The 17,913-nt window shown below is 32.5% G+C and carries 20 protein-coding genes and 1 other annotated feature; of the genes, 5 read left to right on the top strand and 15 right to left on the bottom strand.

Features of this window, described 5'->3' with window-relative positions; translation table 11 throughout:
* Position 1: 1 nt before the first annotated feature.
* The 3 genes from ACWPVO_RS01020 to ACWPVO_RS01010 all read right to left on the bottom strand — a co-directional run bounded on the left by ACWPVO_RS01020 (position 2) and on the right by ACWPVO_RS01010 (position 2,761).
* Positions 2–955: a metal ABC transporter solute-binding protein, Zn/Mn family gene (locus ACWPVO_RS01020; protein ID WP_454205970.1), complete on the bottom strand. Its 954-nt coding sequence runs from the start codon at positions 953–955 to the stop codon at positions 2–4.
* Between the two features lie 379 nt (positions 956–1,334).
* Positions 1,335–2,192, bottom strand: a complete 858-nt coding sequence (locus ACWPVO_RS01015) for a hypothetical protein (RefSeq protein WP_454205968.1) — start codon at positions 2,190–2,192, stop codon at positions 1,335–1,337.
* Positions 2,193–2,278: 86 nt separating this feature from the next.
* Complete coding sequence (locus tag ACWPVO_RS01010) at positions 2,279–2,761, bottom strand: acyl-CoA thioesterase (protein ID WP_454205966.1); 483 nt, start codon at positions 2,759–2,761, stop codon at positions 2,279–2,281.
* A 149-nt stretch (positions 2,762–2,910) separates the two neighbouring features.
* Here ACWPVO_RS01010 and ACWPVO_RS01005 point away from each other — a divergent pair, with 149 nt between their 5' ends.
* Positions 2,911–4,119, top strand: coding sequence for a copper amine oxidase N-terminal domain-containing protein (locus ACWPVO_RS01005; RefSeq protein ID WP_454205964.1), 1,209 nt, complete (start codon positions 2,911–2,913; stop codon positions 4,117–4,119).
* 468 nt (positions 4,120–4,587) lie between these two features.
* On the opposite strand, the gene ACWPVO_RS01000 is transcribed toward ACWPVO_RS01005, so the two are convergent.
* The 5 genes from ACWPVO_RS01000 to ACWPVO_RS00980 all read right to left on the bottom strand — a co-directional run bounded on the left by ACWPVO_RS01000 (position 4,588) and on the right by ACWPVO_RS00980 (position 8,325).
* Complete coding sequence (locus tag ACWPVO_RS01000; protein WP_060800626.1) at positions 4,588–5,331, bottom strand: alpha/beta fold hydrolase; 744 nt, start codon at positions 5,329–5,331, stop codon at positions 4,588–4,590.
* Between the two features lie 309 nt (positions 5,332–5,640).
* A complete protein-coding gene (locus tag ACWPVO_RS00995) occupies positions 5,641–6,399 on the bottom strand; it encodes an SDR family NAD(P)-dependent oxidoreductase (RefSeq protein WP_454205962.1) in 759 nt (252 codons plus the stop codon).
* 95 nt (positions 6,400–6,494) lie between these two features.
* A complete protein-coding gene (locus ACWPVO_RS00990) occupies positions 6,495–7,112 on the bottom strand; it encodes a hypothetical protein (protein ID WP_454205960.1) in 618 nt (205 codons plus the stop codon).
* An 8-nt stretch (positions 7,113–7,120) separates the two neighbouring features.
* Positions 7,121–7,522 (bottom strand): HIRAN domain-containing protein, encoded by a 402-nt coding sequence (locus ACWPVO_RS00985; protein WP_454205958.1) that lies wholly within the window; start codon positions 7,520–7,522, stop codon positions 7,121–7,123.
* Positions 7,519–8,325: a molecular chaperone DnaJ gene (locus ACWPVO_RS00980; protein WP_454205956.1), complete on the bottom strand. Its 807-nt coding sequence runs from the start codon at positions 8,323–8,325 to the stop codon at positions 7,519–7,521. Before ACWPVO_RS00980 ends, ACWPVO_RS00985 begins: the two co-directional genes overlap by 4 nt.
* A gap of 588 nt (positions 8,326–8,913) precedes the next feature.
* Positions 8,914–9,160, top strand: a binding site (T-box leader).
* A gap of 56 nt (positions 9,161–9,216) precedes the next feature.
* Between ACWPVO_RS00980 and ACWPVO_RS00975 the strand changes: the two genes are divergently transcribed.
* From ACWPVO_RS00975 to ACWPVO_RS00960, 4 genes are read left to right on the top strand one after another with little or no spacing between them, the layout of a single operon-like run.
* Entirely contained in the window at positions 9,217–10,260 is a 1,044-nt protein-coding gene (locus ACWPVO_RS00975) for a methionine ABC transporter ATP-binding protein (protein WP_454205954.1), read from the top strand.
* Positions 10,260–10,940, top strand: coding sequence for a methionine ABC transporter permease (locus ACWPVO_RS00970; protein WP_250341572.1), 681 nt, complete (start codon positions 10,260–10,262; stop codon positions 10,938–10,940). The genes ACWPVO_RS00975 and ACWPVO_RS00970 overlap by 1 nt, the downstream gene beginning before the upstream one ends.
* A gap of 18 nt (positions 10,941–10,958) precedes the next feature.
* The gene (locus ACWPVO_RS00965) at positions 10,959–11,852 is read left to right on the top strand and encodes a MetQ/NlpA family ABC transporter substrate-binding protein (protein ID WP_454205952.1); all 894 of its coding nucleotides are present in this window, start codon (positions 10,959–10,961) and stop codon (positions 11,850–11,852) included.
* The gene (locus ACWPVO_RS00960; protein ID WP_454205950.1) at positions 11,828–12,061 is read left to right on the top strand and encodes a hypothetical protein; all 234 of its coding nucleotides are present in this window, start codon (positions 11,828–11,830) and stop codon (positions 12,059–12,061) included. Before ACWPVO_RS00965 ends, ACWPVO_RS00960 begins: the two co-directional genes overlap by 25 nt.
* Positions 12,062–12,174: 113 nt before the next feature.
* Here ACWPVO_RS00960 and ACWPVO_RS00955 read toward each other — a convergent pair whose 3' ends face one another.
* The 7 genes from ACWPVO_RS00955 to ACWPVO_RS00925 all read right to left on the bottom strand — a co-directional run bounded on the left by ACWPVO_RS00955 (position 12,175) and on the right by ACWPVO_RS00925 (position 17,680).
* A complete protein-coding gene (locus ACWPVO_RS00955) occupies positions 12,175–12,375 on the bottom strand; it encodes a hypothetical protein (RefSeq protein WP_454205948.1) in 201 nt (66 codons plus the stop codon).
* Between the two features lie 198 nt (positions 12,376–12,573).
* Positions 12,574–12,885: a PadR family transcriptional regulator gene (locus ACWPVO_RS00950; protein ID WP_454205946.1), complete on the bottom strand. Its 312-nt coding sequence runs from the start codon at positions 12,883–12,885 to the stop codon at positions 12,574–12,576.
* 2 nt (positions 12,886–12,887) lie between these two features.
* Positions 12,888–14,129, bottom strand: coding sequence for a DUF2812 domain-containing protein (locus ACWPVO_RS00945; protein ID WP_454205944.1), 1,242 nt, complete (start codon positions 14,127–14,129; stop codon positions 12,888–12,890).
* Between the two features lie 255 nt (positions 14,130–14,384).
* Positions 14,385–14,858, bottom strand: a complete 474-nt coding sequence (tnpA, locus tag ACWPVO_RS00940; protein ID WP_005955379.1) for an IS200/IS605 family transposase — start codon at positions 14,856–14,858, stop codon at positions 14,385–14,387.
* A 301-nt stretch (positions 14,859–15,159) separates the two neighbouring features.
* On the bottom strand, positions 15,160–15,987 hold the full coding sequence (locus ACWPVO_RS00935) for a class I SAM-dependent methyltransferase (RefSeq protein WP_454205942.1): 828 nt from the start codon (positions 15,985–15,987) through the stop codon (positions 15,160–15,162).
* 84 nt (positions 15,988–16,071) lie between these two features.
* Positions 16,072–16,710: a DUF6796 family protein gene (locus ACWPVO_RS00930; protein ID WP_454205940.1), complete on the bottom strand. Its 639-nt coding sequence runs from the start codon at positions 16,708–16,710 to the stop codon at positions 16,072–16,074.
* Positions 16,711–17,008: 298 nt separating this feature from the next.
* Positions 17,009–17,680, bottom strand: a complete 672-nt coding sequence (locus ACWPVO_RS00925) for an MgtC/SapB family protein (protein WP_454205938.1) — start codon at positions 17,678–17,680, stop codon at positions 17,009–17,011.
* Between the last annotated feature and the right edge of the window lie 233 nt (positions 17,681–17,913).

Raw genomic sequence — 17,913 nt, 5'->3', positions numbered from 1 at the left:
CCTATTTTAAATTATCCACTATTAAATCAATGTTGTGCTTATACATATCAATAAAATTATCTCCAGCTTGTCCTTCTGGTGCTAGGGAGTCGGAGAAAAGTTCGTGGCCTTCTCCACTAATAACTTTTACATCAAAGCCCTTAGCAGCACATAGTTCCTTTAACTTTTCCATTCTTGCAGGGTCAGTAGTTGATTCAGCAAAAATTGCAGGAACTTTTTTCTCAACTATAAAGTTAGCAGTTTTTTCAATATCTTTATTCGCAACTTCAGAGTCAGTTGAAACACCTTGAGGAGCAACAACTTTAATATTATAAGCTCTTGAGAAATAATTAAAAGCGTCATGAGGAGTTATTAGATACCTATTTGCATCTGGAATTTCATCAAGCTTTTTCTTGTTGTATTCATCAAGTTCATCAAGCTTTGCTAAGTAATTTTTTAAATTTTCTTCAATTTCAGCCTTGTGGTCAGGTACTAAGTCAGAAAGAGCCTTGGCAGCATTTTCTGTAGCCATCTTGTAGAGGGAAATATCGAACCAGAAGTGAGGGTCAACAATAATTTCTCCATCTTGGTCCATTTCTCCAAGCTTTTCTTTTGGGAAGTTTTTAGAAAGATTTACACCAGATTTTTCTAGAATATCTACCATCTTTCCTTCAAAGTGAAGACCGTGGAATAAAACCAGGTCAGCTTTTTCAATTTTCTTAGCATCATTAGTCTTTGGAATATAAAGGTGCGGGTCTTCCCCTGCTGGAATGATTAAATCAACATCAACAAAATCTCCAGCAAGAGTCTTTGTCATGTCGTATAAAAAAGAAGTAGTAACAGTAACTTTTTTCTTTCCTGTATCTTGTGTCTGTCTTTGAATATTACTTTTTGAATTAGCATTAGCATCATTAGCCTTTGGCGTACAAGCCGTCAGACAAAGCATAAGTGCCAGTGCTAAAAATATTTTTTTCATAAATTTCTCCTTTAAATTTAAAATTGATAAACTCACATTAATTAGGCGTTCCTAACTAAGATTATAGAAATACCTAGTAAAATTGTCAACTATAATTTATATATGTAGGTAAAATAAAAAAGAGAGCTTATGCTCTCTTGTAATTGATTATTTGAAGGCATGCTGTAAAGTTCCGAAACAATATCCGCTTTCCCCTTTATGATCTAGTCTGCCTGACTCTACTACATCTGCCTCACAGTGACCTAACTCTTGCCTCGTCTATATTTCTTTATTGGGAATTATTTAGTATAACTTCCTCTACTAACTTTTATTTTAGATGAATTCCTCTTGTGTTGCTCTTCTTAGGATAAATTTTCCATTAAAAAATCAGTGATTTCCATCACTGACTCTTTATTTTTTCAAAGGTCCTTCCACCATCTTTTGAAATGTAAGTGGTCTTATTATTATTTATGTCATTGAATTCCAAATGGATGACGCCATCCTTATCCATCCTTCCAGAAGCTTTTGGACTTGTTTCTTCAAGTTCAGATAAAAATTTCATCTTGTCGCCAGAAATTTTTACGAGAAACCAGCGTGACCTTGCCCCTGCCCTATCAACTTCAAGTAGGCCGTAGTCAGAATTTTCTATCTTTATGGCGTCAGAGGCTTCAAAGTTTTTTAAAACTTCTTCCTTATTATCTTTTACTTCCTTTAAATCTTGATTTTTATTTTCTTCCTCTGGTCTCTCACCATCAAGGCCTTCCCTTCCATAAATCAAAATTTTTAAAATATCCCTTGCATCATCGTCCTCAATCTTATTTAAATCAGCAAAGGTATTTTTAATTTCATCTTCACTTAGCTTATCCATGGTGATAATCTTTTTTCTGTAGACTTCATAAACTGGGTCAAACCAGCCAACATTTAAGATGTAAAAATTTTCATCATTATAGGCAACTTGTCGGTTTTCTTTTCCAGCAAAGGCAAATGCCATAAGTATATAAGCCATTGAGATGATACAAAGTCCTATTAAGATTATACCCACAAGGACCTTTAAGTACTTGTTAAACTTGAAATTTAAAATCTTATAAATGGAAAAAATTTGTAGGCCAAAGAAAACTAAAAAGCTAAGACCAAGTAGGACGTTGTTAATAATTGGAATAAATTCAATTTTATTCACGAAAATTAAGACCCCAAGCACTTGACCAAAGGAAAGTAAGTAAAGAAAAATATATAAAAATTTTTTATTTTTTAAGGTCATAGCCTGCCTCCTAATAATCTTTTCTTACATTATAAGTAATTCAAAAAAATTTGCAAAAAAATTAGGAGAACTTGTCTCCTAATAATTTACATATTATCTTTTACACCAACAGCAACCATCCTTGCCTTAGCACGAACTTCGCCATTAGCTTCCATAACCATGTTTACAATTACCTTTCTCTCGCCAATTTCTTCAGCAGTGGCAGTAACTGTAACTTCCTTATCCATTGGAGTTGGCTTTTTGAAGTCCACTTCAAGTCTTGCAGTTATAAATCTTCCAATAACTGTGTTCTCATTAAGTTCAAGGCCAAGGTCTCTGTGCTTAAACCAAGCAGCAGAAGCAGTGCCGTGGCAGTCGAAGATCATGGCAATCATTCCACCAAATAAATTGGCAGGAACTCCCCCAGTGTAAACGGAATCAGGAGTAACCTTAGCGATGCACTCACTTCCATCTTCAGATGGATAAGATCTTAGGTGCATACCCTCGTGGTTTTTAGGTCCACAACCCCAACAGTATTGAAATCTTTCGCCGTAAGTTTCTTGAATGGCAATTTTTTTATTATCTGACATAATATCCCCCTCATAATCTCATTTATAAGAATATTTTATCACACTTATGATTACTTTTCTCTTTTCATAATTTATTTGTTGCGTTTCAAATTTTCCAAAAGAATACTTTCCTTCTTTTATGCTATAATCTAATAAAAAGGAGGATTGTTATGAACAAAAAATTATTTGTCGGCATGTTGGCTCTTAGTCTACTTCCAAGCAGTGTCTTTGCTACATCTAGTCCCAATTTATTTATCGACGGACAAATTCAAAAGGCTGATGTAATAATAAAAGACTCTAGGACTTTTGTTCCTCTTAGATTTATTTCTGAAAATCTTGGCTACAAAGTAGATTATTTTAAAGAAAGCAAGGGAATTAAAATCTCCAATGATTCTCATGAGCTTAACTTAAAAGTTGACTCAAGCGAGTACGAAAAAGATGGCATAGCAAGTCAAATGGATGTTAAAACTTTTATAAATAATGACAGGACTTTTGTCCCTCTTAGATTTATTTCCGAAAACTTTGGCAAGGAAGTTGGCTGGGACAATGATTCTAGGTCTGTTTACATTGGCAAAAAGCCAGCCGTATTTCCTAAAGTTGAAAAGTCTAATTACGAGGTAAAAGAATACCCAGAGTTTGGCTTCAAATTATTCCTTCCCAAAAATTCTGAAGATAAAATTGAATTTAGGCCTAGCCAATTTGAAAAGGGAATAGCTGTTTACTCAAAAGAAGTAAATAAAGCTGGAAAAAAACTTGGATATACAGATTTAGGATACCTTGGAACATATATCTTGAGAAGCGAAATAAATGAAGATGATTATACTTTGACAACTCTTTTTTCTGGTTCAAAGTATTTCATTGGAAAAATTTTAGTTGAGGATTTTATTCAATCATCTGGAAAGCTATATGACGAAATGATGAAATCTTATGATTTAATGGATAGGATTATAGTTGCTCCTTGTGGAAACAAAATACCTGAATTTTCTTCTGTAAAAGCTGATATTATTGACGGCGAATTTGTCTATAGCTTTGGAAACCCAAAACTATCTATAAAAATACCTGAAAAAGATCTTAATAAATTTCAACTTGAATTCTTCGATTCTGGAATTTCTTTTTATGATATAGATAACTATAAACAATATGGTGGCTTCATTAGAAGTATTTCACAAGCTAAAGAGTTACTCGAAGAAAATAGTAAAATAACTAAAAACGGAAACATGATAGTTCAAACTTTTGACGCAAGGGATGTTCAATACGATATGGCGCATAGGAATGTCTACGAAGAAAAGGCAAAAATCATTTTAGATAAAATGAAAATCAAAACTCAATCCGCTGAAAATACAATGAATGGATTTACCAACAACTCATTCAATCAATAATAAATAATAATTTTTAAAAATAAGACAAGATATTAATTAAAATTTTAGTGTCTTGCCTTTTTTATTTTGTAAAAAAATTAATCAAGCCATCAAGTAAAACTTTCAAACGGAAAAATAGGTCGTCAACTCTCTTTGCAATTTCCTTATTATTAATCTCTTCCTCTCTATTCTGTGGCAAAGAAGCATCCCCTATCTTGCCACCCAATTTTCCTTTGTTCATTAAATAATAACTTACTAGAAAACAAAAAAAATTCACAAATCTCTTTCATGTAAGACTTGCGAATTTTTAAAATTTTATTTTTGTTTAAGAATTAAATCTATCAGACTATTAATTTACATATTAGTAAGTCAGCTGTCTGAAAGCAAAATTTGTCCCTTGATGTTATATGCTCAGTCTGATGCAAGAAAGAGAAGATTTGCAGCAATTTCTTCTACTATATAATTTTCTACGTATTTCCTTTTGTTTTTTTAGCCTAACTCGCCCTCTAAAAATCTGCAATAGTATGAGTTATTCCTTGCTAGGATTTCGCAGTGATTAAAGCCCTTCCAAATTTTTACTTTTACATTGGGAAGTTTTTTCTCAAGGATTTTCCTTGAATCCTTTAAATTAAATTCTTCTGACCCGTAACAAAAAATACATTTTTCTTGGTCTGCCTTGGATAGCTTAGGGACTTTTACATAAACAAAAGTCTTGACAAGGTTGGTCACGCTTTTTTTATCCATGCCAATAAGAGTGTCTGCAATAATATTGCTCCACTGCTTGCCATAAAATTTTTCAATTTCATCTAGGGCGAACTTCCTATCCTTAAGAGCCTTCTTTTGCTTATCCATTACAAACTTTCTAGCCAAAATTTCCTTTATTTTGGATCCTTCTGATAGGGAACAAGCTTCAAATATACACTTATTAAATTTTATTTTTTTTGAATTTAATAAGTTCAACAGAACCACTCCGCCCAAGGATGCCCCAAAGGCTAAGTCTATTTCTCTTATGCTCTTTTCTAATAGGTGGTTTTCAATTTTTTTCGCTTCAATCTCAGTCGACTTAAATACTTCCTTTGACTTGCCATGACCTGCGAGTTCTGGAATTATATATCTATAATCACTTGGCAACTTATCAGCTATTAAATTTTTCATGGCCTCTGCAGTGAATCCCAGAGGATGTATAAGTAGTATTGTCTTTTTATTTTCTTTGTTTACTTCTATAAAATCCATTTACCTAACCCTTGCTAAAATTTTTTATGTCTCCTCTTAACTAGATAGACTTGCTTTAAATCATTGCTAATTTCTAAGGGAATTATATGTTAAATAAAAAATATTTTCAATCTAGTACATATGCTTGGAGCCTCTAGCTTGCTAGCAAAATATTAGGCTTATCAAAGTAGCTTAGTTCTTTGACTCTTAATTTATACTTGCCCCTTTTCCTATCTGTAGTTAGATAATTAAAAGCCTCCTAAGCTTGTCTTTAAATAAAAAAAGATCCATGCAAAAATCTTGCATGAACCCTTAAAATTTAAAATAAAATTACATGTTAGTAAGTCCGCCGTCTGAAATCAAAATTTGTCCGTTGATGTTAGATGCTTGGTCTGATGCAAGGAAGAGAAGGTTAGCAGCAATTTCTTCTGCGCTTGCCACCATCTTGTCAAGCTTTGGTCCCCTCATCACAACTTCAATTCCCTTTTCGTCGACATCATTTAAGTTTTCTAATATTTCTGTTGCGATGCCACCAGGTGCTACAGCGTTGCAGCGAATTTTGTCATTGGCATACATGGCAGCAGTGTTTCTCACTAGACCATGGATGGCACTCTTGGACATTGTGTAAGCAACTCCTGCCTTGCCACCTCTTACTCCTGCTATTGATGTTGTTGCAACAATTGAACCTCCATCTTTCATTAGAGGGATAGCAGCCTTAAAGAGTCTAAAAGATCCCTTTACATTAACTTCAAAAATTCTGTCAAAAGTTTCCTCTTGGCAGTGAGTTACAGGTTCAAACTTATCCATTATACCAGCGTTGGCAATGAGGACATCTAGTTTTTCATTTTCATTCTTAACCTTTTCAAAAAGTCTATCCACATCTTCTTGCTTAGACACGTCACCTGGAACAGGAATTATTTCTCCCTTGTAGCCCAAAGACTTTGCTTCTTCAGCTAGAGCTTCCAACTTTTCCTTTCTTCTTGCAAAAGAATAAACTTTTGCCCCTTCACTTGCTGCCATAAGACTTGCAGACCTACCTACACCAGATGATGCTCCTGTAATAACAAGAACTTTACTTTCAAATCTCATAATATCCTCCTTTATTTGCTTTATTATAATACCATTGTAACAAATTATAAGTTGATTTTTTATATTAATTTACTTTTTATTATTTTTCTTTATTGTTAAAATTGGAGAATATCATTCCAAATCTCATAAAAGTTTTTGCCTTCAAATAGCTTTTCCCTAAATGCTTCGTTTATATTTTCAAAAATTTTTTCTTCGCCTAAAAATCCAATTAGTATATCTTTAGAAATACTAATTATAGCGTCTTTGCCACAATAATTGAATTCATATCCAGCCCTAAATTTTTGCCAATTAAGTGGCGTAAATTCAGACTTGCCAGAAAAAATATCATACAAATCTTCTAAAAGATAGCTTGTGAAATATTCATCATCTGAAATTATAAGGTTGATAGACTCTTCCTTCAAAGTTGCCAGCATTGCAAGATTATAAGTCATTCTAATCATGTCAACTTTACTTTGTTCTAAATGAATACTTTGTCTTTTTTCTTTAGCTTTAATAAGAATAGCTTCTGCCCATAAATTTGCCTGTTGCCCAAAAATATTAAAATAAGAAAAGCCTGCATTTACAAGATTATCAGTTGCTTCTTTTATCACAGATTTTGACTTTACATGATGACCTATAATAAAACAATGCTCCCCTGGGAAAGCATCAAAGCTCATATCACGACTATCTCTTACATATATATTTTTCCAAATCCACTTGTTATCATTGTACATACTTTCTCCTAACTTTCATGAAGATAAATTCTTATTTTTAGCCTGAGCCAATCTCCTCGCATCTCTCTTTCTATTAATTTGGCAAATAGTACCTTGCCAGCATCCATTAGTCGTGGAAAAATGAGATTATCTTGTCGAGGTACATAACCAATTTTTTCCTTGTCCAAAGTCTCTATGCGAATGGCTTGGGGGTCATGTTCATTCTCAGGCTCCCTATAAAAAACTAGCTTTTCCTCTTCCTTTAACTTATCTCCAATCTCTTTAATACCTTTAACATGACTTGTTCCAGCAACATAGGTATCGAAGAGATAAATATCACGCTCAAAGGGTTTTGGTAGATCAATGCCTGTTCCAGAATTAAGTAGGTATTCAATTAAATCATTATTATCTTTTTTTGCTATATAATTCATGTTTCATCCCTCATTAAATCCTTGATTGCCTCTTCTTGAGTTAGAACTGCTTCCTCAAAGCTTTTTAAATCCTCCTCTAAAGAACTCAACCTCTCACTTTTTATCTCCTCATCTTCCAGGTAAGTACTCCAAGTATAGGGTGGTGTGGACTTGATGAAATTAATGTCCTCTTGAATTTGCCCTACTAGGCCTTCTAGTCTTTTCACCTCATCAGCTAAGGACCTACCATCTAAGTCCTCGTCTTTTATGTCATCGCCACTGCAAACTATGTCATAAATAATTTGTAAACTTGGGAGGTCACCATTCTTATAGGATTCTGTAGCATTGTAAAACAATTCCTTTTCTACATCAGTTACTGAAGGATTGAGGTCTGGATGTAGCCTTTTGACAATATTTTTATAAAGTTTTTTAAGGACCTTTGTCTCTTCTTCACTTAGGACTTCAGACTTTGCACGGCTTAGTGCTTCATTAATTTCGCCGATCTTTTCATCCAACTTTTTCTTGTAGTCGGCAAACTCTTCATCAAGCTTATCCTCAATTTCCTCAATCTTTATCTTATCTTGACGATTCTTTTTTGCCTGAATCGTGTCTTTTTTTCTCTTCAAACGAAGATAAGTACAATAAGTCTTGTAAATCCTGTACTCAATGCTTCCAAAAATTAGCAAATATTCAGTTTTAATATTTTCACAAACTACAAACACCAGATTGTCCCTTTCAAAAACAAGACTTTCCAAGTCCTTCTTAAGTTCTTTTATCCTCTCTCTCCACTTCTTATCATCTGGAAACTCAATAATCTGTCCCATGTCAATCCTCCCTTCCTCTTTATATTAGGATTCCTATCCTAAAAAAATTTTCATGTAAGATTTGCTAACTAGATTATATAAATTGTTCTATTCTAATTCAAATTAAAAAACAGCGGAGACCTTGCTCCACTATTTTATAAGATTTATTTTAAATTTTTACAAAACTTGCTTCCCATTATGTCTTTCTTCATCTTAAAAAATTAAAGGGAAATATTAAGAATTCTCGTCCTGTATAGTAAGACTCATCTGCTTCCAGCCTGTGGTAGATGGTGTAGGAATAAAGTATTGCCTTATAAGAAAGAGTCCCGCCATCCTTATAGTGATAGCTTATGGGAAAGCACAAGAATAAAATAATCAACAAAAAAAAAGCTTTTTTCTTTTCTTTTTATTATTTTTCTTTCTCATAAATTGCCTGCAAGGTCCTGTGACTTAACAACATCCTTTTTTATGCTAAGTTTGTTTTTTTCTGATGGATAATAATCGCAGCTTTCTGTTAGGAAGCTTCTCCTTTCCCTAAAAAATTATACAATAATTTTAAAAAAAATTGTTGACAAGCATATTTTAACTTAGTATTATTTAAAACATATTCTAAATTATACGAAGAGAAGAGTAGTCAAAAGGACTTTTTACAGAGAGGTTTCAGATGGTGAGAGAAACTAAAAGAAGAGTTGATGAACATGGTCTCTGATGAGATAGTTCGATATTAGAACTATACGGGACTTCCCGTTACAGAAGAAGGGATATGATCTATATTAAGAGTATCCTATTGAGGTCTTTTTAGTAATAAAAAGATAAATTAAGGTGGTATCACGTAAGCATAGCTTTCGTCCTTTTTGGGACGGAAGCTTTTTTTTATTTTAGGGAAGAAATAAATATGAAAGGACGTAAAATTTGATTGAACTTAAGAATGTAACTAAAACTTTTAAAAGTGGAGATTATTTTATTAAAGCTGTCGATGACGTAAGGCTTACAATAAATGATTCAGAAATATTCGGGTTTATAGGGTATTCAGGAGCTGGTAAGTCTACTCTAGTAAGATGTATAAATCTACTAGAAAAACCTGATTCAGGAAATGTCATAATTGATGGGATTGATCTAACAACTCTAAGTGAAAAAGAGCTAAGAGAAGAGAGAAAAAATATTGGTATGATATTTCAGCACTTTAACCTACTTCACTCGATTTCAGTATTTGATAATATAGCTTTTTCTTTAAAAAACACATCATTATCAAAATCTGAAATTGAAACCAGAGTAAAAGAGCTAGCTGAGATTGTAGGAATAGAAAGAGAGATTTATAAATATCCATCAGAACTTTCAGGTGGTCAAAAACAGAGAGTAGCAATAGCTAGAGCACTAGCATCAAAACCAAAAATTCTACTATGTGACGAGGCTACCTCAGCATTAGACCCAAAAACTACTAAATCAATACTAGAGCTTTTAAAAAATTTAAATAAAACTCTAGCAATCACAATAGTTATAATAACTCACGAAATGGACGTTATAAAAACAATATGTGACAGAGTAGCAATAATGGAAGGTGGTAAAGTCGTAGAAAGTGATAATGTTTTAGAAGTGTTTAGAAAACCTAAAGCAGAAATCTCAAAAGATTTTATAGCTACTACCTCTAACCTATCAAAAGTTGATGAGTTGATTTTAGAAAAATCTCAATTAGTCGAGACTACTGAAAACGACAGAATTATTAGAATAGATTTCTCTGGTTCAGACACTAAGGATGCCACAGTTTCATATATATCTAGAAATTTTGATTTAGATGTAAGTATACTTTTTGGTGATATAGACGTTATTACAAACACAATTGTAGGATCTCTTATAGTTTTATTTAAGGGAGAAGAAAAAAATCAGCTTGAAGCTATTAAATATCTTAACAGTAACGGTATATCAACTAAAATAATTAAAGAAAGGGAGGTGAACTAATGGAACAGTTAATGGAACAGTACACACCAAATTTATTTTATTATTTAGATGAATTTGTAGTTAGTATTAAAGAAACACTAATAATGCTATTTGCATCAGGAATATTATCTTTTATATTTGGAATTATATTAGGTACGATCTTAGTAGTAACAAGGGAAGGAAATATCTTAGAAAATAAATTTATTAATAACATATTAGCTACAATAGTAAATGTTTTTAGATCTATCCCATTTGTAATTTTAATAACTTTATTGATACCACTTACAAGAATTATAATGGGAACATTCATTGGAGTAAAAGGTGCAATCTTCCCTCTTGTAATGGGATGTGTCCCATTTTTTACAAGACAAGTAGATTTAGCATTATCATCAGTTGATAAAGGTGTTGTAGAAGCCGCACAATCAATGGGACTTTCACCTTTAGAAATTATTTTTAGAGTATATCTAAGAGAAAGTATCCCAGATATAGCCAGAGCCACAACAATTACCGCTATAAGTCTTTTAGGCCTTACTGCAATGGGGGGAGCTGTTGGCGGAGGTGGTCTAGGAGCTTTTGTAATAAGATATGGTCACAATAGACATTTTACCGATATAACTTACGTTTCAGTAATACTGATTTTAATATTTGTAACAATAATTCAGTTTACCGGAAATAGAGTAATAAAGAAAACTACACATTAATTTAAAGGAGAAAAACAAATGAAAAAATTATATTCAATATTAATTATAGGATTATCGCTTTTATTATTTACAGCATGTGGAAATAATAACCAAAAACAAAATGCAGAAAATAAAGAACGAGCAACAAATAAAGTTGCAGAAACTAAAGAAAATAAAGAAACAAAAGATAAAAAAGTAAAAGTTGGTATTGTTGGCGAAAGTAAAGAATGGGATTATGTTAAAAAAGAAGCTGCTAAAGAAGGTATCGATATAGAACTAGTGCAGTTTGATTCCTATACTCTACCAAACGCTGCTTTAGATCTTGGAGAAATTGATCTAAACTCTTTCCAACACGTAGCTTACCTAAATGGAGAAAAAGAACAACTTGGTTACAAAATAACCCCTATCGGAAACACATTTATTGGACCAATTGCAGTATATTCTAAAAAAATAAAATCTATAGAAGAGCTAAAAGATGGAGATACAATAGTTATTCCTGAAGATGCTACAAACGCTGGTAGAACATTAAACCTTTTAGATAAAATCGGACTTATTAAAGTTCCAGAAGATGCAGGATACACACCTACTCTAAAAGATATAGAAAATCCAAGAAACTTTAAGATTCTAGAGTTTAACTCAGCTAATATTAAATCAGCTCTAGATGAAGTAGAACTAGTAGCATTATACTCAGGACAAGCATCAGATGCAGGACTAAGACCAATTGAAGATTCATTAGCATTTGACTTAAATAGCGCGAAGGATATTAAACCAGATAACCCATACATTAACGTAATAGTAGCTAGAGAAGGTGAAGAAAATAACCCAATTTACAAAAGAATAGTAGAGTTATACCAATCTGATGAAGTAATCAAACTTGAAAAAAAAGAAACACCTGTAATCTTCCCAGCATGGGGCATTGGAGAAAAATACTGAAAAAATTAAAAGGTATTATACTATTAGCCTTAGTTACAATCCTTACTGGATATGGAAACTCTAATGAGGCAGAAGTTAATAAACAAGAAGAAACTACTACAAATGTAGAAGACAAAGAAAATAGCACAGAAACTACTACAACAGATGAAGTTGTAAAAATTGGAGTATTTGGAAGTTCTAAAGTATGGGAACATGTAAAAGTAAAGTGAACCCGTAAACACGGAACAAATTCAATATTATATTAAGGGGAATGTAACCTATAAATTATAGATTACATTCCCCTTAATTTTGTTTTAAGCCTGTCTTTGTTATACCATTCAATTTATTGTTTACTTTTAAAAAATTTTACAAGACAAGCAAGCATGGCTATTACATAAATAATATAAAAAATGTGTAGAACAGCAACTGGCATCCTAATACTTGCCTCTGGATGTTTTAAGGCGTAGCTTAAAAAAATAATCATAAGAAGAAACATAACTATAAAATAAATTAAATATTTTCTCCTGCCTTGTCCATTAAACATTTTTACACCCCCTTGTAAGTGGAATCCACCTAAAACTCCCTCCTAGATAAGGAGGGCCTTTGCTTTTTCCCTTAGTTTAATTTTTATTCTGCCTTAATTTATTTCATATATTTTTTTAATAAGGCTAGTCTTTTTCTCTCATATCCAAAATAATTTCCATCAATCAATTAGTAGGCTTCCCCGAACTATTTATAAGCATCACACATGAAAATAATTTTCGTAGTTATCTATTAAAAGCCTAAGTCTCTTCACTTCTTCTTCAAGAAGTTCTCGTCCCTCATCGGTTATCTTGTAATATTTTCCCTTCTTGTCCACTTCAACTCTTGTGATAAAATCATTTTCTAAAAATTGTGCCAAGAGGGCATAGAGGGTTCCTGGACCTAAGTTTATTCTCCCCCCTGTGATTTCACTTACCCAGGCTGTTATCTCTGCCCCGTTTCTAACTTGGTCCAGAGCCAAGAGGATGTAGTACATGGGCTCTGTTAGGGTTTGGAATTGATCTCTTGCCATGCTTACACCTCCAAGATCCTTGAAATCTCTTCTTGAACTTTGTCATCCTCTAGATTACCACTCACTTCTAAGACTACATCTTTATTTAAAATCAAATATTTTTCTCCATCTAATAAGATATATGTCTTATCATAGGGATAGGCTTCAGAGATATCCTTAACATAATCAGCCCAATAAGGATCCCTCATAAAATATTTTAGAATTCTTTCAAATAAATTTTCTGCCAAGTCCTGTGACTTTACCACAGTCTTTCTTATGCCAAGATTGTTTTTTTCTGATGAATAATAATCGCAGCTTTCTGTTAAGAAACTTTTCCTTTCCTTAGTCTTAACAAAATCTCCCACCACTTCTTTTTCAATCTCATTAGCCCTAGATAATTTGTCGATTAAGGTAAATATGAATACATTGGTAATTAAAGAAATTAAAACTACCATTGAGATTAAAATAAATTTTTTCTCCTTTCTTTTTATGTTCATGGCTTTAATTTTTTTGCGATAGAAATAAATAAAAGAAACCATAATAAGAGTTGGCAGCAAACTTATTAGCATTACAAAAGAATTTGAATCTCCGCTAGGAAGCAAAAATCCTGATATAAATGCAAGTATTATTAAAGTAAGTGGAATAAAAAATAATAAAACAAAGGCCTTAGAAAAAGTAAGTCTTGAAAACTTTATTTCCTTTACATCTTTAGCTTCTCTATTTCTCTTTTTAAAAAATATATAATCTCCCAGAGCCAAGGCATCCAAAAGAAGGAATAAAATAACAGCCGGACCCATAAATATTGTGTCGTTGGAGTAAAATATGTCACTGGACAAAAATTGAGAAGTTGTAAAGAAGGCTATAAAGACAAAAAGTATAAAGGATATGCTGAGAGAAATTATTTCGTCCCTCACGCCCTTCTTTAAGATTTCAATTTCTTCTTTTCCATCATTATAAAGGGAGTCTCGGCTTCCTTCATCAAGCTTGTAGATGTTTATGTTGAAGGTCCTGTCTACAAGATGCCAACCAAAATCTCCTGCCATCTCATCAAAGTCCCTTAGTTCATCCTTGGAGAAGGCAGAAAAAGATCCTTCATTAGGAGCAAGAGAAACTTTATATCTGACATCTTCTGGTTCAGCTTTTTTAAACTTGTGGATAAAGGGAAAAATTATTTTTTCAATTTGCCAGCCCTCTTTTGCCATATCTTCATACCATTTTTCAAAAAGTCCAAAATTTGTATAAGTTAAGTATCTTGCCTTTAACATAATCTTACCTCCTTTAGTATCGACTATCGATAATTGAATTATATATCGAGTCTCGATAGATGTCAATAAATTTAAAATTTTTTAGAGATTTTTCCTTCTCTTTATCAAAATTCTGTAAAAATAGTTTTTGTAAATCATAACCACCGGCTAAGCCGGTGGTTTGTTTTGCCCCTATAAGGGGCTGTTACCGGCAGCATTCCATGCTTTGAACTTTCTTTCTCGTGCACCAATTTTCACAGCTGGTGCTAAAGCACCTTATTTTTTGCTTTTGTTCACTTGCTCACCCGTAAACGGGTCTACAAATTCCTTTATACTTATTTGATCTGCCATGTAATCTTCTTTTAATTGATTTTTTATATATTCTTGTATCTTTTTCGCATTCTTTCCTGCTGTATCTACGTAATATCCTCTACACCAAAAGTGTCTATTCCCATATTTGTATTTTAAATTTGCATGCCTATCAAATATTATTAGACTACTTTTCCCTTTTAAATATCCCATTGTTTGAGATATGCTGTATTTCGGTGGAATTTCCAACAACATATGAATATGGTCTGGACAGCATTCTGCTTCTATTATATTTATTCCTTTTCTGTCACATAAATCCCTTAATATTTTTCCTATATCTTGTTTTAACCTTCCATAAATTACTTGTCTTCTATATTTTGGAGCAAATACTACGTGATACTTACAATTCCAGGATGTATGTGATAAACTATTTTTATCCATTTTAGGATACCTCCCTTTTCTATTTATGCTACTGCCAGTAACATTAATAGTTTATCACGGGAGGTTTTTTGCTTGAAGCTAAAGCTTTATTTTTCTACCACCAGCATAGCTGGTGGTTTATTCATGCTAAAGCGTACAAAAACAAGGCCATTAAGATTTAAAATCTTAAAGGCCTTATCCTTATATGACTTCTTGTTTTAACAAGTCCATGGTTAATTGCCGCTATCCTTAAGCTTCTTATTCCACATAAGCTTTAAGCTTATAAAAGTCTTCTAGCCTAATAATAATTACTTTTATATTTCTACTTCCTTCCAATAAAAATTTTTGAACCAGAAAGGCCTAACCACTTAGCTTCCTTGGGGTCAATAAATATTCCCCTTGTTGTATCTATTAGTTTTATATCTTTGTATCCTTCTTTTTTAAGTTCTTCGATAAATTTTTCTATATCTCCGTAATTTGATTTCTTAATCAAATCATGTATGGCAAAAACGCCACCTTTTTTAAGAACACGCAAAGTTTCCAATAGTAGTTTCTGCTTATTATGTCCCATTATATTGTGATAAACGTAGTTGCTTGTCACCACATCGAAGCTTTCATCTTCAAAGGGAAGTTTCACTGCATTGCCCTCTTCAAATCTCACATTAGAAACACCTTCAGCCTTTGCATTGTCTTCACAAATCTTTTTAGAAAACTCCACTTTGTATGAACCGCTCCAAATATCGCAGCCCACCATGGTCGCTTTTGGATTTCTTTTTGCACAAGCTATGGTAAGTGCACCGCTGCCACATCCTACATCTAGTCCAACTCCACCATCTGGTATCTCAACATATTGAGCCACACCTTCTATAATAGTTTTGGCGAGTTTCCTCTTACCCCTATAGTCAAAGCTTCGATACATAAAGGAAAGCATAATTGAAGAAAATAGAAGTATTAAGACTCCAATTCCTAAAATAATTCCGCAGATAATCCTAAGACTTCCACTGAAAACAAGGTCTGTCCCTGCGAAAATTATAAAGAGAATAAAAGTAATTATAGTCCCTCCGATGAAATTCCTAAGTAAACTTACAGGAACCCAGTTTCTATAGTCAGGCTTTGTTTTCTTGTTATCAATAAAATTTGATTGTTTCATAAACATTCCTCCTTTAAATAATAAATTTTATAAAATTCCCCTTTATCAACTAAAATAATGATTCTAACCCTTTACTTTATAATCTTATAAATTCATATTAGTATGGTTTATAAATAAAGATAAGTAGTAAATAAAATAAATTAAATTGAACCAGCCGCCGCAGATAATCATGTGTAGACCTCTTGGCAATTTCCCAAGAAGTGGAGTTAGAGTAACAAGAACTAGGGGACTAAGTAAGACTTGCCAGCTTGGAAAGATTGTCAAGCCAAAAAGAATCATTATTGCAAGACCTAAGTTGCCAAGGCCCATAAATCCAAAAACTAACTTGGCTTGGAATTTTAAAAATTTTAAAAACTCATCAAAGGCTTCCTTGCCCTCGTGTCTTGACAAGAGACCTAAGTAGGCAAATTGAAGATGATAGGCTCCTCCAAAAATTATTCCAAGAGAATTTATTAAAAATAAAATCCAAGCAAGCTTTAAAAATTTTTCTTGGCTGGCTAAGACCATGTGATAGGATCCAAGCAAATATAAAAATGATCCTAGAGGTCCTAAAATTCCACCCAGATATAATCTCTTTGTGCTTAGCTTTTTCATTATTTCAATTATGCTATTTATCTTGTTCTTGTTATCGTAATCTTTGCGGTCGTAGTAGAGGAACATATCCCCCATAAACATTGTGATAGATCCCAAAAGACCAATTAAGATGCAGGTATGTAAGTTCATAAAAAACTCCTTTGTAACTTTAAATGCTACTTATTTTCGCCTTAATTATACAACTTGAAAAAATCAAAATCTATTAGAAAACTACGAGAATCTACTTAGTTTACGCTTTTAATTTTTATTTTAATGGGCTTAATGATCTTAAAGAAATTTTAAAGTTTTATTTTCATGTAAGAATAAAACTTGAATCTTTTCAATATGAATTTTAAAAATAAAATAGCACCCACATAAGTAGGTGCTGAGGATTACTTCCTATTTGTTGATTATTTTATATCTTCAATCAACTGCTATATATTTTATCTTAACTTCTTTGCTTACTCATCTTAACCGACTTCAAGTGATAGTCTGATTCTAGTTTTTCAAAAAATTTACCAATGCTATAATTCCTATGAAAGGATAAGGTAGATTTAATCATTAATTTGTTATCTATATCATCATCAATAATATCCAATTTCATGACTTCCACTCCTTCTCTTGAAGCAAAATCAAAAAAACTGTCCTCATTAAAATTATAGGTATCAAACAACATTATGTAAGTCTTTGTTGTCCTATCATTTATAAAATCACTGACTCCCCTTAAGGATACCAAGGTCACTAGACAAATTACAGTTGCTATTACTGCTCCTTCATAAAATCCAATTCCCACTGCAAGTCCAATAGCTGCAGATAACCATAAGGTTGCAGCTGTGGTAAGACCTGACACCCTGTTCTTGGTTTGGAGTATAGTGCCTGCACCTAAGAAACCAATCCCACTTACAACTTGAGCTGCAAGACGTGCAGTATCTTGTCCTACATTATTAGATATTTTACCAAATCCATCTATTCCTATAAGCATAATTAAGCAGGCGCCAACACTAACAATTATATGGGTTCTAAAACCAGCCGCTCTCTTTTTAGTTTCCCTTTCTATGCCAATAATAGCTCCCAAAAAGGCCGCTAACAAAATTCTAACTGTCACCAAAAATATATCCATTCTCTCCCCCCTTATATAATGCAAAATCTTTTAAATAGGATTTATAATTTTTATTGAAAATATAATTTTTATCCCTTCTACTTATTAACTTTGCGAAACTTATTAAATATATAATTGCTATGAAGATAAAATATTAAATCCAGTTTATAAGAATAATGCATTCTTCATAGTTTTACTTATCACTAAGTATAACAAGTAAACTTTTCTATTCATAGGTCCATAGAAGAGCAAAC

This window comes from Peptoniphilus sp. Marseille-Q6390, assembly GCF_965119475.1.
The sequence above is the reverse complement of the archived record's forward strand: the minus strand, read 5'-3'. Positions and strand labels throughout refer to the sequence as shown.

What these genes read in the sequence shown, in the direction of transcription:
- ACWPVO_RS01020 (WP_454205970.1), bottom strand. Translation starts at nt 955, where the DNA reads ATGAAAAAAATATTTTTAGCACTGGCACTTATGCTTTGTCTGACGGCT.
- ACWPVO_RS01015 (WP_454205968.1), bottom strand. Translation starts at nt 2,192, where the DNA reads ATGACCTTAAAAAATAAAAAATTTTTATATATTTTTCTTTACTTACTT.
- ACWPVO_RS01010 (WP_454205966.1), bottom strand. Translation starts at nt 2,761, where the DNA reads ATGTCAGATAATAAAAAAATTGCCATTCAAGAAACTTACGGCGAAAGA.
- ACWPVO_RS01005 (WP_454205964.1), top strand. Translation starts at nt 2,911, where the DNA reads ATGAACAAAAAATTATTTGTCGGCATGTTGGCTCTTAGTCTACTTCCA.
- ACWPVO_RS01000 (WP_060800626.1), bottom strand. Translation starts at nt 5,331, where the DNA reads ATGGATTTTATAGAAGTAAACAAAGAAAATAAAAAGACAATACTACTT.
- ACWPVO_RS00995 (WP_454205962.1), bottom strand. Translation starts at nt 6,399, where the DNA reads ATGAGATTTGAAAGTAAAGTTCTTGTTATTACAGGAGCATCATCTGGT.
- ACWPVO_RS00990 (WP_454205960.1), bottom strand. Translation starts at nt 7,112, where the DNA reads ATGTACAATGATAACAAGTGGATTTGGAAAAATATATATGTAAGAGAT.
- ACWPVO_RS00985 (WP_454205958.1), bottom strand. Translation starts at nt 7,522, where the DNA reads ATGAATTATATAGCAAAAAAAGATAATAATGATTTAATTGAATACCTA.
- ACWPVO_RS00980 (WP_454205956.1), bottom strand. Translation starts at nt 8,325, where the DNA reads ATGGGACAGATTATTGAGTTTCCAGATGATAAGAAGTGGAGAGAGAGG.
- ACWPVO_RS00970 (WP_250341572.1), top strand. Translation starts at nt 10,260, where the DNA reads ATGGAACAGTTAATGGAACAGTACACACCAAATTTATTTTATTATTTA.
- ACWPVO_RS00965 (WP_454205952.1), top strand. Translation starts at nt 10,959, where the DNA reads ATGAAAAAATTATATTCAATATTAATTATAGGATTATCGCTTTTATTA.
- ACWPVO_RS00960 (WP_454205950.1), top strand. Translation starts at nt 11,828, where the DNA reads ATGGGGCATTGGAGAAAAATACTGAAAAAATTAAAAGGTATTATACTA.
- ACWPVO_RS00955 (WP_454205948.1), bottom strand. Translation starts at nt 12,375, where the DNA reads ATGTTTAATGGACAAGGCAGGAGAAAATATTTAATTTATTTTATAGTT.
- ACWPVO_RS00950 (WP_454205946.1), bottom strand. Translation starts at nt 12,885, where the DNA reads ATGGCAAGAGATCAATTCCAAACCCTAACAGAGCCCATGTACTACATC.
- ACWPVO_RS00945 (WP_454205944.1), bottom strand. Translation starts at nt 14,129, where the DNA reads ATGTTAAAGGCAAGATACTTAACTTATACAAATTTTGGACTTTTTGAA.
- tnpA (WP_005955379.1), bottom strand. Translation starts at nt 14,858, where the DNA reads ATGGATAAAAATAGTTTATCACATACATCCTGGAATTGTAAGTATCAC.
- ACWPVO_RS00935 (WP_454205942.1), bottom strand. Translation starts at nt 15,987, where the DNA reads ATGAAACAATCAAATTTTATTGATAACAAGAAAACAAAGCCTGACTAT.
- ACWPVO_RS00930 (WP_454205940.1), bottom strand. Translation starts at nt 16,710, where the DNA reads ATGAACTTACATACCTGCATCTTAATTGGTCTTTTGGGATCTATCACA.
- ACWPVO_RS00925 (WP_454205938.1), bottom strand. Translation starts at nt 17,680, where the DNA reads ATGGATATATTTTTGGTGACAGTTAGAATTTTGTTAGCGGCCTTTTTG.